Source organism: Stenotrophomonas sp. Steno-C18 (assembly GCF_056393195.1).
Map to the genome: position 1 here is coordinate 39,530 of NZ_JBWJOX010000011.1, position 15,620 is coordinate 55,149.

At 68.6% G+C, this 15,620-nt stretch carries 4 protein-coding genes; all 4 read right to left on the reverse strand.

The features are described 5' to 3' along the window. Window positions 1–16: 16 nt before the first annotated feature. Window positions 17–1,618, reverse strand: coding sequence for a ShlB/FhaC/HecB family hemolysin secretion/activation protein (locus tag AC06FE_RS17930; RefSeq protein ID WP_478073817.1), 1,602 nt, complete (start codon window positions 1,616–1,618; stop codon window positions 17–19). 218 nt (window positions 1,619–1,836) lie between these two features. Next, window positions 1,837–2,181: a hypothetical protein gene (locus AC06FE_RS17935; RefSeq protein ID WP_446541754.1), complete on the reverse strand. Its 345-nt coding sequence runs from the start codon at window positions 2,179–2,181 to the stop codon at window positions 1,837–1,839. A gap of 2 nt (window positions 2,182–2,183) precedes the next feature. Further along, entirely contained in the window at window positions 2,184–2,684 is a 501-nt protein-coding gene (locus AC06FE_RS17940) for a TonB C-terminal domain-containing protein (protein ID WP_478073818.1), read from the reverse strand. Between the two features lie 4 nt (window positions 2,685–2,688). Beyond that, window positions 2,689–15,528 (reverse strand): filamentous haemagglutinin family protein, encoded by a 12,840-nt coding sequence (locus AC06FE_RS17945; protein WP_478073819.1) that lies wholly within the window; start codon window positions 15,526–15,528, stop codon window positions 2,689–2,691. Window positions 15,529–15,620: the final 92 nt, after the last annotated feature.

Below are 15,620 nucleotides of genomic sequence, written 5' to 3' on the forward strand. Positions count from 1 at the left end.
AAAGGAAGGACGGGAATCAGAAGCTCGTACCGATGCTCAGATGCAGTCGGTGCGCGCCTTGCGTGGTGGTCGGGCCATCGCGGAGCGGGTAGCCGTAGTCGAAGCGGAAGCTGAGGTAGTCGAACAGGCGGAAGCTGCTGCCCAGGCCGATGGCGCCGAGCGTGAACGCGTCCTCCTGTTCGGGCATGGGGCTGCGCAGGCGCAGCCACGCGCCATCGAGGTAGGTGTAGATGCGCCAGTCCTGCAAACCCCAGATGCCCAACGGCCGGGTGCGCCATTCCAGCGACGCCAACGCGCCGTAGTCGCCGATGGCTTCGGCCGAGCGGTAGCCGCGCACCGTGTACATGCCACCGGCGGCCATCTGCTCACCCGATACCAGCGGCTGGTCGGTGGCCTGCACCGACAACCGCCCGTGAAGCTGCTCGCCACCGTCGAAGTTGAACGTGTCGCTGATGTCACCCTTGACCAGCACGAAGCTGGGATCGGCCTTGAAGCGCGCCCAGTCGAACTCGGCCTCGGTACTGCCGTAACCGAGCAGGCTGCGGGTGCCAAACACCACCTGCGCCTCGGTGGAGAGCTGGTGCTTCCCGCCCTGGCGGAAGCCGCTGTAGCCCAGGCTGATCGGTGCGTACTTCAGCGGCACGTACTGGACATCCTGGCCCAGCATGCCGATGCGCTCCTCGCGGTCGTTGAAGGTGACGCCCAGCGAAAGCCGGTGCCACCAGAGGCCGTTCATCGGCAGCACCCGGTTGAGCTTCACGCCCAGCGCATGGCCCTTGCCGGTGACATTGGTGTTGCCCTCGGTGAGCACGTTGCTGTCGGAGCTGTAGCCGGACAACTCCAGCGTCCAGTCCGGGGAGCCCAACGGCATTGCATAGGAGCCGGACACGACATTGGCTTCGCCCAGGTCCTCCGGGGCGAAGAACCAGGTCAGCGAGGCCGAGTGTTCCCTGCCCCACAGGTTGTCGTGGCCCACGCTCAGCACCGAGCGCAATGCGCTGGTGTCGGCACTGTGGTCGTTGTTGAGGGAGGCGCCGAACCGCCAGGGCGACTGGTCCTCGACCTTCAGCTGCACGTCCATGGTGCCCGGCGCGCTGCCCTGCTGTACCAGCGGGATGACCTGGCGCTTGCCGCTGCGGCCGAGCGCACTGAGCTGGGCCTGGGCCTGCGTGAAGTCGGGCACGCTGCCCTCCTGCAACGCCGGCACGCGTGCGCGCAGGGCCTGCGGATCGTTGTGCCGCGCACCTTCCACGGTGACATTGCCCAAGCGGGTTTCGGTGACCTGCAGGAATACGATGCCGCCGCTGACCTGCTGCTCGGGCAGGTCCACGTACACCGATTGGTAGCCGCCGGACTGGTAGGCCTCCTGCAATGCCGCGCGGGCTGCTTCGATGTCGGCCATGGTCCGGTCCGGGCCAAGGTATGGCGTGACCGCGCGTTCGATCGAACGGGCATCCAGCACGCTGTTGCCGCGCACGATGTACTCGTTGACGTTGACCTTGCGGGTGGACGCGGTGGACGCCACCGGCTCCTGCGCCGAAGCCATGGCGCAGCACGCCGCGAGCATCAGGCCGGTGGCCTGCGCGAGGCAGGCTGGCCTGGTTTTGATTGGGGACATCGGATGGGGTCTCGGATGGCGATATGACAATGATCTGTACGCAAAGCGACAAGCCGATTGCGCAGCGTCTATCCGTAGGACGAATGTCGTGCGCGGAATACCGCAAAGTTTTTTTTGCGCGACGCGATGAAGCGCATCGTCGACATCGCCGGATATGACAGATCGGTGACAGCTGCAGCCACACGTACCGGTCACGCGCATGACTTCCGGGTGCCGGATCAGGGTTTGTGCAACGCCGGCGGCAATGACGTCACGGGGGGCGCTGGGCGTTGCGGCAAGGTGGACTTGCCGAAGGTGTTGCCCATGCGTTGGCGGGTGGCTTCGCGATGCGCCAGGCCCAGGGCCGTCGGTGCGCGCCGGCCGACCGCGTCGGCTTCCAACTGCGGCAGCGGGGCCGCGGGTGTCGTTGCCGGGGTCAGCATCCGCGACAGGCAGGCATAGTCCTCCACGCGCTGGCCGTCGACTTCCACGTCCACGCAGGCCATCGGTGGTCCTCTCTCCTGGGCCACCGCGGTGCCCGCGAGCACCATCGCCAGCAAACCGCAGGCGGGCCAGGCCCCCATCGTCATGGTTCCTGCGTCGCGGCGGGCGCAGGAACGAAGTCGGGATTGGGCTGCAGGCGCAGGCGCAGCACCAGCGGCTGGCGCATGTCCGCCGGTGGCGGCGGCAGCGGTCTGGAGGCCAGCAGCGCACGCAGGTCCGCGTCGGCGTGCGTACTGCCCAGCGAGTCGAACGCGCTGCGCTCCACCCTGCCCTGCCCGGAGATCCATACCTGCACCATCACCGGTCCCGGCACCGGGTGGCCGGCCGGTTGGGCCAGGTGCGCGTACAGACGCGTAACCAGTTCGCCGGCGTCTTCACTCAGGCGCGCCTGCAGCGTTGTCCCGGCCTGGCGCGCGTACGCCACCCAATGCGCAGGCGCCACTTCCTGGGCCTGCACCGGCATCACCGCCAGTCCGGCAACGAGCACGGTGCCCGCCAGCCCTCGCGGCCGCGACAGCCGTGCACGCAGTGCGCGTGCCCAAGCCTCCCACCGCTTCTTCCACCTGCGCGGAGATTCGCCCATGGCCTTACTCCTGCCTCAGCAACTGGCGTTGCTCGGGGGTCAACCGCGAAACCACGGTGGGGTCGAGCTCGCCGCCCACGCCAACGAACTGCACCGGATTGGCCGGGTCGTAGGGCATGCGCACGAACTGGCCACCGGACGTGCCGCCGCGCGTGCCGGTGCTGGCCGACGGCGAGCCGAAGCCAAGCACTTCCACGCTGATGACCGACGGGCGCACCTGCTGCGTCTGGCGCTTGACCATGTCCTGCGCCGCCTGCACCGCGCTGTTGGCCGCGGCACTGGCCGAGGTCAACGCACTGATGTTGACCGAGGCGACCGCCGGCAGGCCCACCGACTCGCCCTGCACCTGGATGTTGTCGGCGTTGAGCACCTGCAGTGCGGCCAGGTTGACGTTGCCCGAGACACGGATACCGGCCTCGCCCGCGTCGATGGTGCCCAACGGCGCGATCAGGTCCACGTCGCCCGGTGGCACTTCCGGGATCGGGTTGAGGGTGGCGATGCCGGCACCGGAGGACGGCACCTGCGGGGCCAGCATGGCATTGCCCCACTGGTCATAGGTGCGGCGCGGCGGGGTGAACAGCACGGTGGTCTTGGCACCGCGACCGGCGTTGATGTCGCCCTGCTCCGACCAACCCAGGATCGAGCCGCCGAAGGTGGTCATGATGCGCGACAGGCCCAGCGACAGCGACTGCTCGGAGAACAGGGCGATATCGCCGGCGCCCTGCGTCATCACGCCCGCAGAGGCCGGCGGCACTTCACCCTGCACGCCCACCACGATCTGGCCACCCGGTGCCAGCATCTGGATATCGCCGCCGAAATCGGTGCGCACGCCGGCGCCGCCGAACATCACGATGTCGCCGGTGCGGGTGATGGTGTCGCCGTCCGCGTCCTGGTCCGGGAACAACGCGGCGATCATCTGCCGCCCCCGCAGGTAGGAGCCGAAGCGGGGGCCATCGGCATCGTTGTACTCGCGGCCACCTTCGCGCAGCTCGGCGTAGTAGACCGAGCGCAGGAAGATCCGCTGTTGCTCCGGCGCCAGTGCGTCGAAGTAGGCCAGTGCCTGTTCGCCGGTACCACTGAAGCCGAAGCGCTCGCCCAGCCAGTCGCCCAGTTCCTTGTCGTAGACCTTGACTACCTTGCCCTGGTTCTGCGGATCGGCCAGCGGGCGGGCCGGGTCGGCCAGGTTCCGCGGGTCGAGGTAGCGCGTGCGCACCACGTCCCAGTCCACGTCGGTCATGCTGGCCATCAGCGCCACGCTGGCACCGGCACGCGTGTCGCCGGGAACCACCGGGCCGATCGAGCGGAGGCTGGCCATGTCGTCCTGGCGGATCTGTCCACCGGCGATCAGGTCCAGGTTGCCCGGCCCGGCGAGGGTGACATTGCTCTGCACGATGTCACGACCGGCCTGCAGCAGCGACACATCGGTCACGTGGTTGTTCATCGCCGTCACGTCGACGCCCAGCACGTCGGTGCCGGCGCGCAGCTGCACGGCCTTGGCCATGTCGTACCAGACCGCATCGATCCTGCGCGGCCTGCCGTCCAGCCCGGGTCCGGTGAAGCCGGTCAGCATGCTCCCCACCTGCAGGCGGGTGATATCACCGTTCACCGCGTAGAAGCGCATCGGCTCGGCATCGTCACGGTGCAATGCACGGGTAACGGTGTTCGGCCCGAAGGCGAACAGGTTGTCCAGCCCGTCGTTGGCCCGGTTGGAGAACTGAAGCTCGCCGCGCCAGTTATTGAACACGAAGGCTGGACGGAACGGCGTGGACAGCACCTCCTGCGACGCGCCGGACATGCTGAAGCCATAGCTGATCGTGGAAGAATGGATCGACCCGCCGGCAAGCAGCTCCAACGCGCCGTAAGGCGACGGCGCCAACAGCAGCGTGGCGTCGTAGCGCTGGCCGTAGACGATCGGCGACTCACTGATGCGGATGTCACCTCCCGGCGCCACCGCACGCAGGATCGACGGGTAGGTGTGGAAATAGCGCGGGCCCACGGACGTGTGGATCTGCGACGCCAACAGGTTGCTGCCCAAGACGTTGCCGGCACCGAACGACGCCGGGGCCAGGTCGCCGCCGGCCGAGAACAGGTTGATCGCGGTGCCATCGGTCCACAACGAGAAGCTGCTCTGTCCCTTGCCTTCCAATGCATCCGAGCCGAACGCGTGGGCAATCGTGCCGAACTGGTCAACCAGGCCCGGATTGCCTGCGCCGGACAGCACCAGGTCACCGCGTGTATCCAGCCATGCGGTCGCGTCGCCCAGCATCAGTACCGGCCCGGCGATGGTGTAGGCGTTGCCCATCGCGAACGGATTGCCCGGGCGCAGCCCGCCGCCGTCACCGAAGGTGGGGGTCATGCCACCCATGCCGGCCGCGCTGAACGTCAGCGTGCCGCGCAGGTTGGTCAACACGCCGTTGAGGTCCAGGTTGTCCTGGGTGGCGCCACCGATATCGCTGGCGCTGGCTTGCTGGCTGGCCAGCGCATTGGGATTGAGGCGTCCGCCCAGGCGGATGTCCACGTCGCCACCACCGGTCAGTACCAACTCGTTGCCGACCACGCGACCCGTGGAGCCCACCGCCACCACCAGCCCCTGCGAACGTTCGGCGCGCTGCGTGGTGCGGCGCATGCCCTCGCCCCGGCCATCGACGATGCCCGCGTCGCCGCCGGCCTGGATCGCCACATTGCCGCCCCCCAGCGCGCCAAACCCGGTGAACCCGACCATGCGTGCCGACTTGTCCGTGGTCGAGGCCACCACGTAGGCGCCGAAGTTGATCCACCAGCTGGTGTCGAGCGGGTCCACGCCGGTCGCGCTGCCGGTGCCCTGCCGCCACAGCCAGTTGCCGACGCCACTGCTGGACACCAGCGCGGTGTAGCGGTCCTCGGGTTTGGCCGAGCCTGCCACCGGGCCCATGCTGTCGCCCAGGATGTTGCGGCCTGCCGACACCAGCAGGTTGCCGCCGTGGTCGGGGTACCAGGCCTGCCAAGCGGACAGCGCTGCGTCGTAGGCGCCACCGGCCTGGATGTCGCCCAGCACCTTGCCGTTCTCACCACCGCGCGGCTGGTTGAAGCGGCTGTTGTCGATGCCCTCGATGCTGCGCTGGGTGCCGGCGGTGTAGACGCCATAGAGCGAGCGCATGGCGACGTCGCGCCCGGCGACGAGGTTGAGGTCACCGGTCCCGGTGCGCAGCACGCTGTAGGCCGGCGTACCGAACGCGTAGGAGTACTCGCGGATTTCCTTCGGTGGTTCGAACCCGGCCGGTTGGCATTGGCTGGGGTTGGCTGCGCAGAAATCGGGCAGCGTCATCCCGGTCATGTCGGCGAAGGTGGCCGAATAGGCCTCCATCAATGCGGCGTCCAGTGCCGCCGCGGTCAAACCGACGAAGCGCGCCTCGCCGATCCAGCCCATCGCGCCGTCCATGTTGAGCGTGGGGTTTTCGAACGTGCCGGTGCAGTACGGCTCGTTGCCGCTGCTCTTGCAGACGTTGGCCATCGACGCGCCATTGAATACATAGTCCCAGGACATGCCCCAGTTCTCCTGCATCCAGGTGTCGATCTCCTGCTGCGTCTTGCCCGCCAGCGACGCCTCGCCGAAGTAGGCCAGCGCGCCTTCCTCGTTGAAGGACCAGCTCCTTCCGTCACCAGGTGCCTTGGTCACGCAGCCGTCGGGGGCCATGGCGCAGTAGTCGGCCAGCGACATGCCCCAGAAGTCCTCGAAGGAGATGCCCATGTCCGCCTTCAGGCGTGCATCCAGTTGCTCGGCGTTGAGGTCGGCATAGGCCGCATCGCCCAGGGCTGCCATGGCACCGTCGGCCGTCAGGACGATGCCACCGCCACCGCTATTGCCTCCCTCGAAGCGAATGCTCACCTTGCCGATGGAACCGTAGTGGGTATCGGCCAGCACGATGTCACCGCTACCCAGCGCATTGCGCATGCGCACGTCGGCCGAGCCCAGGTCGGCGCCGGCCACCAGCGTCAGGTCCCAGCTGGTGGTGCCCTCGGGCAGCATCGGTGCCAGTGCCCAGTTGCGGCCCTGGCGCCCTTCGCTGTCAGCCGGGCGCAGGTTGACCGGCTGGTCGCCCACCAGCTCGACCTTGGTCATCGAGGGAATGAACGCGCCGCGCGCCAGCGTGGTGTGTTGGCTGGTGGTCAGCGCAACCGGCAACTTCGCGCCCTTGGGCAGGGTGAACGACCCCACCCCCACCGCATCACGCAGCAGGAAGCCGGCCGCCAGGCGCGCGCCCTGCCCCAGCACCAGCGCGTCGGCCAATACCGTGCCGGCGCGGTACAGGGTGCCGTCGGCGCTGCGCACGTCGGCGGACAGCACCTGCCCGGCCGGCAGCGTCATCGGCCCGGTCAGCGACACCTCGACCGGCACGGTCGCACCGGCCGGCAGGGTCACCGGTTTCACGGTGATCTCGTAGTTCAACACCGCGCCGGCCGGGAACACCGTGCCGGTATCCAGTACGACGCCATCGATCGGCACCACGATGTCGCCACCGAACGGGGTGTAGCCATTGAAGTAGTAGCTCTCGCGGCCCTCGGTCAGCAACCAGCCCTTGTCGTCCGGGGTGTCGGCCGGCGGGGCGAAGCCGTCGTTGATGCTGCCATGGATGTTCACGTCGCCGGCCGCACGCAGCACCAACATGCCGGGCTCGCCGAAACCCCGGCGGGCCGGATCCAGGCGGTTCGCATCCGGGCCATAGCGATAGCCGGACAGGTCGATGTCACCGGCCACGGTCAGGTTGCCGTCCGGGTTGGTGAGCGCGTTGCTGATGACTTCCACGCCGGGACGCAGGCGATACGCCCCCAGGCCCGAAAGCCGCGACGCGAGCGCGGCATTGCCCAGCGCCGCGTCCATGAAGGTGCGGCTGTCGGCGTCGACGCCGTCCAGCCAGGCCTGGGTGACCAACTGCGGGCGCGAGCCGGACACATCCGGCAGCGCCGCCAGCGGGGCATCGTCATAGCGGCGCATGCCGTAGACCGCGAGGGTCTTCGCACCACGCACGTCGACGCTGCCGCGCACATCCACGGCCACATCGTCGTTGCCCACGCGAGGGGCCACGAGCTCCAACGTGCCACGCGCCACGTGGTCGGCGAACACCGACTCGGTGCCGGCACGCAGGTCCACCACCGCACCGCTGCCCAGCACCAGCGCGCCTTCGCCGGTCGCCAGCGATACGCTGGCCCGGTTCGGGGCGTCGATGGGCTTGCCGTAACTGTCACGCCGGATGCCGGTGGCATGCGCGTCCAGCGTGCCATGGACGGTGAGGTCACCCTTGGCGGCCAGTCGGATGCTGCCCACCTGTACACCACTGGCGTCGATCCGGCCGTTCACGGTCAGCGCACCACCGTCCAGCGCGATCTGCACGTCGCGTGCCTTCACTTCGTCGCCGATGACCAGGTCGCCCTGCTTGATCTGGACGTGGCGGGCACCGAACACGCCACCCTCGTTGAGCCGTTGGTTGAGGCCCGCGAAGTCTTCAAGTACCTGCGCACGCACGCCGAACCGCCCCGCATCGTAGGGCACCAGCGTGCCGCCCGCGTCGTACAGGCCACTGGCGGTGCCGCGCAGGGTGCCGAGCAGGTCGACGCGACCGGCATTTGCACCCAAGGCAGTCACGTCGATGCTGCCACCGCGGTTGTAGGCGGCCGAGACGTCGATGAGCGAGCCGGCGGCGGCATGCACGTTGCCCTCGCGGCTGTTGATCTGCAGGTCGCCGCCCCAGCTGTAGCGCTTGACGTCGAACAGGGTGATCTCGCGCCCGGCCAGGTCGATCCTGGCGTCATCGCCGAGCGTCACGTCCTGCGCGGCGTCGAGCACCAGCTTGCCGCTGGGCAGTACCACGGCGGTGTCGAGGTGGATGTTGCGGCCGCTGAAGCGCAGTTCCGCCCCCAGCTTGTCGCTGGCGGCTGCCGCGCCGCCCGTGCCACCGCTGATGGTGATGTCACCACCGGCGTGCACGGCCAGCTTGCCCGCCGAGCCACCGCTCAACAATGGCGTGGTGATGTTCAGCGCGCCGCCGGAGTAACGCCAGCCCTCGTCCGCGACGTAGCCGTTCTGCTCACGGTAGACATGCAGCGAGCCGTTGTCGGCGTCGGTGGAGATCAGCTTGCCCGCGGTCAGGTTGACCGTATCGAAACCCAATGCGATGCGGTCGGAGGGTACCAACCGGACCGGCTGCGCGTTCGGCGCATAACCGAAGCGGATGGTGTCGGCGACGATGTCCAGCGTGCCGCCGCCCAAGCGGTCCAGGATCGCCGCGCCCGGTGGCACGGCGACGGCCTCGCCGGGTCGCGACATGGTGTTCGGGTTGCTCGGGCCGGTGCCGGCCCAGATGAACTCGCCGGTCCGGATCGTGGTGGTATCGCCAGCGGTGCCGTAGCCGTAGATGGCCGGTGCACCGAACACCAGGCGGTCCAGCCGCGACTTGCCGTTGATGTCCAGCGTGTCTAGGGTGACCGAACCGTAGACGTTGAAGCTGTCGCGCACGTTCAACACCAGCGATTGCAGCACCGGCGTGCCTTGCGCGGTGTTGCCGTCGAGCAGGCTCGATAGCAGGTCCTGGTTCAGGGCCATGCCCGGCGGCAGCTGTCCCGCGGCGCCGGCCTGCGCCAGCGCTTGAGCACTACCAAGGTTCACTGCGGAAACCGCCAGCACCAGGTCGCGCGCGCCGTAGCGGACCGAATCACGCAGCGTGAACGCACCGTTGGTGGCCACGCCGAAGGTGCCTTCGGTGAGGATGCGCGTATCACCGCTGCAGGTGTTGCCGGTCGTGCAGCCGCCGATGTCGATGGTCGGCTTCGTCTCACCGTTGGACGGCAGCAGGTTGATCCATCCGTTGGACACCACCAGCGCGCTGTTCGAGGTGCGGAAGTAGTACCCGTCGTCGGAGGAGAACCCCGGCTTGCCCATGCCGACCGTGTCGATGGTCGCGCCCTGCTCCACCAGCACGCCGATGCCACCACTGGCGGCGGTGAGCACCACTTCCGGGGCCCACAGGCTTGCCCCGTCGCGCACGATGACGCCCTGCGCGCTGCCGGTGATCCCCACTTCCGCCTGCCCGGCGGAGGCGCTCGCCATGTTGCCGCCGATGACCAGGCGGTTGGCATTGAAGGCGTTGAGCTGGCTGGCCTGGATCGCCGCGCCGCTGAGGTTGGCCAGCGGTGCCTGGCCATCGGCCAGGATCTGCAGGTTCGAGGCGCCGGCGCCCTGCGTGCTGACGCTGAGGATGCCGCCAAAGCCCTTGCTGTCCTTGGTCGGGCCGAACAACGCGGTGCCGTCGAAGGTCAGCGCCGGTTGGCTGCCCAAGCCGGCGCCACTGCTGAACGTGAGCGCCAGTCGACGCGCGTCATCGGTCAGCATCCCGCGTGGCGCATTGCGGCGCGCGGCGTCGGCGATGATGAATTCGTTGTAGCTGGTTTCGTTGTAACCACTGTGCCGGCGCACCACATCGGCCGGGGTGAGGATGATTTGGTTGGCCAGCGCGGCGCGGATGTCGGTGTTGGCCGTCCCCAGGTAGCCGGCTGCCACGTAGGAACCGTTGCCGGTGGCGCTGACGCCCGGGGGCATTGCCGGCGACGTCGCGCCGATCTCCACGCGGAAGGCTCCGGGCAGCAACGCATAGGACGCTGGCATCAGCGTGTAGGTGCCCGCCGGCAAACCGGGAACACCGTCGCCAAGGGTGACCTGCCGCCCCACCGCCGGTGCGCCCTGCCCCTGGCTGCCGCCGGTCGGCGCATGGCTTCCCGTGTAACCGGGCACCAGCGCGTAGACCGGGTTGCCGGACTGGCTGAAGGTGAAGGCCGGATTGGCATCGGCCAGCGCGGCGTTGAGGATGTCCACCGAACCGCCGCGCCCGCTGACGAAGCCGGCACCCTTCAGGTCGCCGCCGCCGGACATGTCCAATACGGCGCCGGCGTCCACCACGATGCGCTCACCGGCAATCCGCAGTTCGCGCTCGTCGCCAGCGCTCCCACCGCCGATGCTCGGCGGCTTCATCTCCTCGCCGTTCAACACGTACTTGATGCCGTCCACGGTGCCGCCATACGGCATCACCAGGCCTGCACCACTGACCGAGGTCAGGCTGCCGGCCAGGAAATGCACCTCCGGGTTCCGATAAGCGTCACCGATCTCGATCATACCCAGTGGTGCGCGCAGTACCCCGCCCTGCTCGATCACGCCCGCGTTCACATGCAGCCGGCCGCCCAACGAATACGGCACCGCGGGCGTGGGCCCGCCCCATGAGCGCAGGGTCAACGTGTTGTCCGGGGTGGAGGCCACCTGCACGCCATCATTGGTGTCGCCCACGCCCAGGTAGCCATCAGCACCGCTGGCAGCGTAGATCTGCGCGGCGGTGATGGTCATCCGGCCCGGTGCGAACAGCGTGGTGCGTCCGGAAAGCACCGTGTTCGGCGTGGACAGCAGGCGCAGGTCGCCACGGCTGCTGATCGCCACATCGTTGAAGCCAAGGAACTCGTTGCGGCCGAACACGTCGATGTGCGCGCCGTCCACGCGCAGGCGGTCGCTGCGTCCGTTCAATGCCGGCAGGGCGCCGGCATAGGCGACTTCGGTGCTGCCGTTGGCGGCGTACTGGGTCATGCCGAGGGTGAGGTCGGGGGCCGACAGCTGCACCGTGCGGCCGGGCTCGGCGTCGGGGAGCACGCCGAGCGGGCCCCACAACCGCAGGCTCTGCCCCATCCTGAGACTCAGGTCGCCGGGAGTACGCATCGCCGCGTAGATCGACAGATTGTCGAAGCCACCGGCCTGGATCTGCTCCACCGCCAGCGTGGCCTTGCCGTAGGCCAGTGCATCGCCCGGGCGGGTGCCGTCGGCCAGGCTGTCGCCGTCCTTGTCCTGGGTGAGCACCAGCATGCGCGGCGTCAGCACTTCGGCACTGGCCTGGCTGCGGTTGTAGATGCCGCCGTTGTAGGTCAGCGCCAGCGTGCCGCCCGCGGCGCCCTTGCCGCCGGCCTGCGCCTTCAGCGTGCCGTCCAGGAACATGCTGTTGGCCGAACCCAGCACGATGCTGCCGCCATTGCTGGCCACGGTCAGCGCGTTGGTGGGGCGACCGTTCTCCGGCGCCGGCTGGTCCAGCACGACGCTGCTGCCGGAGGCATCGAGCACGGCACCGGCACGGACCACCAGGTGCATGTCGGCGGGACGCCGTTGTACCGGCATGCCGTTCTCCCAATCCAACGCTCCGCCCAGTTGGATGGCGCCGCCGGCCTGGGCAAGCCCGTAGCGTTGTCCCTGTGCATCCAGCGCGCTGTAGGCACGCCCGGCCACGTCCAGCACCGCGTTGTCGCCGATCCAGATCGAGCGGTTGTGTGCCTGCGGCGCATACAGCGCCGTGTTGGCGCGGACTTCGTCAAGCACGATCGCACCTCCCCATGCATTGAGCCGTCCCTCCACGGTCATCTGCATCGGGCTGGCCAGGCGGATGGTCGCCCCCGGATCGACCGACACGGTCGCTTTCTTTCCGATCTCCACGGGGCCGCCCTGCGCCAACCGCTGTGAGCGCAAGGTCAGGTCGGCGCCCCCGCGCTGCACCAAACGGCGGCTCTGCGGCAGCGCTTGATGCAACGGCGGCGTCCACAGCTCCAGCGCCAACGACGCCGGCGCGCCGGTTGGCGTGGTCAGGCTGGCTTCGTTGAAGCGGTAAACGGGCTGCAGCACATCGAGCGTGGTGCCGTCAGCCACGGTGACGCCGTCCTGGCCATTGATGTCATACGCAGAGAAGCCGCTCTGGAAACGCGAGGTCGCCAACGTCAACGCATCGGAGGCCCCGGCCGTGGCATCGCCGATCATCACCTTGCCTGCGGTAACCAGCGACAGCGTGCCGCCACCCTGGACGCCATAGGCGCGGACATCGCCGTCCAGGCGCAACCGCCCCGGGCGGGCGCTGGTCTTCTCCGAACCGGCGACCAGGCTGACATCACCGCCCTTGCCGCCACGGGTGTCCAGCTTCGGGAGTACCGCGCCACCGGAGGACACATCGATCCGGCTGCCCCCGACGATGCCCACGTCGCCACTGAACTCGATGCCAACCTTGCCGCCATCCAGGTAGGCCAACGTGGACAGGGCTTCCTCACCGTTGTACCAGCGACCGCTGAGATCCAGGACACCGTTTTCCGTGAGATCGAACCGTGCACTGCCATTGCGCAGCAGCGCCTGCAACACCGGCGTCGGTGCGCCCGGCGTGGCATTGACCAGGTTGCCCGCGGTGAACGTGCCGCCATGCGCGGTGAGCGTTGCATCCACGCGGATATCCGCCGCGGCCAGCGATACCGCACCGCCGTCGGCCAGGGTCACATCGCGCGTGATCGCCAACGTGTCGCGCGTGGACAAGTCCAACCGTCCAAGCTGCTGGGCGTTGAGCCAGTCCGCGTCCAGCAACACGGTGCCGGCGCGTCCGGCCGCCAGCGCCTGGCTGGGCGCGGTCATCCCGCCACTGATCGGGGTGAAGCCCCCGATCTCGGTCCGGCTGGCAAACGGCAGATCGAAGCCGACGGTGGCCGCACGGCCCACCACCAGGCCACCGGCACGGGCCACCGCGGTCTGCGCCTGCTTGTAGCCATCGCCCACCGCATCCCGGCCGCGGTTCTGCCCGCTGCCGTTGAACACGCTGGTGTTGATGTCGCCTTCCAGTACCGCGGTCGGCGCACTGACGATCAACGTGCCCGCGTCCCGGCCCACGGTGTAGCCGCTCTCCAGCCGCGACTGCGGCGCGACGAGCGGGTTGTAGAAGTTCTCGGTGACGCCCCAGCGACTGTGGTCCAGGTGATAGCCGGTGTACAGGCCATTGAAAGCCATCCAGGCCGGCGCATCCTTTGCGTTGTAGATCTTGCCGTCGGCACCGCGCAGCCAGGTCTGCGCGACCTGGCCGGTGGCCACGTCCAAGGTGCCGCCGGCAAGGTTGACCTGCGAGCCGCGCTGGGTGATGACCTCGTTGCCGCCCAGCGTGATGGTGCCGCCCTGCGCCGCCCATTCGCCGATGCCATGGCTCTGGTTGGAAACGTAACCGCCCACTTCCAGCAGGCCGCCGGGCAGATACCAGCGATCGGCGTCGTAGCCGCCGGTGCCGGCCGGCACCAGGATCAGGTCGCGGCGGTCCACGGCGATGTTGCTGTTGGCCAGCTTGCCGCTGTCGCGGTTGGCCGGCGAGTCGCGCAACTCGTTGCCCTGCACGTTGACGATGACCGTGTTGGACTCCATCGCCACGTTCACGCCCACCGCACCGGAGACGTCCAGGCGGGCGCCTTCGGCCACGAAGGTGCGGGCGTTGGCTTCCACCGCGACCTGGCCGCCGGTGGCCAGGGTCAGGCTGTCGCCTTCGAAATGCACGTTGCCGCCGGAGACGATTTCCACCCGCGACTGGTCGCCCCGGTCCGACAACCGCGAGAGATTGTCGAAGGCGCCGGCACTGCTGGTCAGGCGCAGCGCGTCCTGCCTGGTCGATGCGGCGATCAGCGCATCGCGCTGGCTGTCCAGTGCCGATGCCGCTGCATCCTTGTCGCTCACGCCCAACGTCCGGGCCAGTTCGCCGTCGTCCTCGATCAGGATGGCGGTGGTGCTGCCCTCGCCCAGGGTGACGCTGCCGCCTGCATCACTGCGTGCGTTGAGCAGGTGCACGGTGCCGCGGTTGTTGACCGTGGTGGTGGCGATGGCCACGCCCTGCTGCTGGACCGTGTGCCCGGCCAACGTGACGTCGCCCTCGCGCGCCACGATCAGGCCGCTGTTGCTTGCCTGCCCGCTGGTGCTGCTGCCGGGGCGACGCACGACCGCCACTTCATTGCCGCGCGTCGTCGAGGCGGTATTGCCATCGGTGGCCACGCCCTTGCGGATGATGAAGTCGTCGCCCGCGGCCAACGTTGTCTGGCCCTTGCGGGTGGTGATCTGGCCGGTGTTGTTCACTTCCTGGCCGAGCAGCAGCACGTAACCGCCGCCCTGGGTCACCGATTGCGGCGCGTGGGTCTGGATCAGGGCGCCGGCCTGCACGTCCACCCCGCCCTGCGCCCCGCTGAAGCTGGGTGCGTAGGTGCTGCCGGTCAGCGCCGAGTACAGGCCATTGTCGTTGAACTGGCCATCGCTCATGGTCGCGGCGGCCGCGACCAGGTTGCGTACGTTCACCTGTGAGCTGCCACCGAACAGGATGCCGTTGCGGTTGAGGATGAGCACCGTGCCGGGGGCATTGATCTGGCCCTGGATCTCGCTCGGGCGCGCGGTCGGGTCGTTGACCCGGTTCAGCACCGCCCAGTTGGTCTGCTGGTCGAAGTTCAGCGTGGTATTGCGGCCGACATTGAACGTCTCCCAGTTCAGGATGGCCTTGTCGGCGGTCTGCTTGATATCCACGACCACGCGGCCATCCTTCTCCGACTGCACCGGCCCGTTGGCGTTGTGCCAGCCACGGGTCAGAGCGTCATCGTCGATCTGCAGCCCGCCCTGGCCCAGTCCATCGGGAATGCTGGATGCACGCACCAGGGCGGCGTTGCGCGCTTCGCGCTGCAGTGCCTGCTGCAGGGCAATGGCCTGCGCGGCGGTGTTGAGGTTGTCGATCGACGTCTGCAAGCGCTCGCGTGCCGCCTGCGATTGCGGCTGCGGGCCGGTCAGCAGGTTGGCCGGTCGCCCATCCGGCAACAGCCCGGTACTGGCGGCGGTGCCCTGGGTGGCGCCCTTCTGGTTGAACCATTGCGGGCTGAATGCCTGCTGGGCGCTGGCGCTGCCGATCAATCCGCCCGCAGCCAGGGTCAGCGCGATGGCGTGGGCGATCGGTGCGATCCGGAACCTGCCGGTGGAGGTGGAACTGCTCGCCGTAGGCTTGTCGTTGCGCGCGCGGATGATCATGGGTGTGGTCTGCCGAATGAGTGAGCCGTGGGGGGAGGCCCTGCGCCGGCACGCTCACGCTGCGGCGGGAAGCCCCCTCTGTACGGCTGACG

What these genes read in the sequence shown, in the direction of transcription:
- AC06FE_RS17930 (WP_478073817.1), bottom strand. Translation starts at nt 1,618, where the DNA reads ATGTCCCCAATCAAAACCAGGCCAGCCTGCCTCGCGCAGGCCACCGGC.
- AC06FE_RS17935 (WP_446541754.1), bottom strand. Translation starts at nt 2,181, where the DNA reads ATGGGGGCCTGGCCCGCCTGCGGTTTGCTGGCGATGGTGCTCGCGGGC.
- AC06FE_RS17940 (WP_478073818.1), bottom strand. Translation starts at nt 2,684, where the DNA reads ATGGGCGAATCTCCGCGCAGGTGGAAGAAGCGGTGGGAGGCTTGGGCA.
- AC06FE_RS17945 (WP_478073819.1), bottom strand. Translation starts at nt 15,528, where the DNA reads ATGATCATCCGCGCGCGCAACGACAAGCCTACGGCGAGCAGTTCCACC.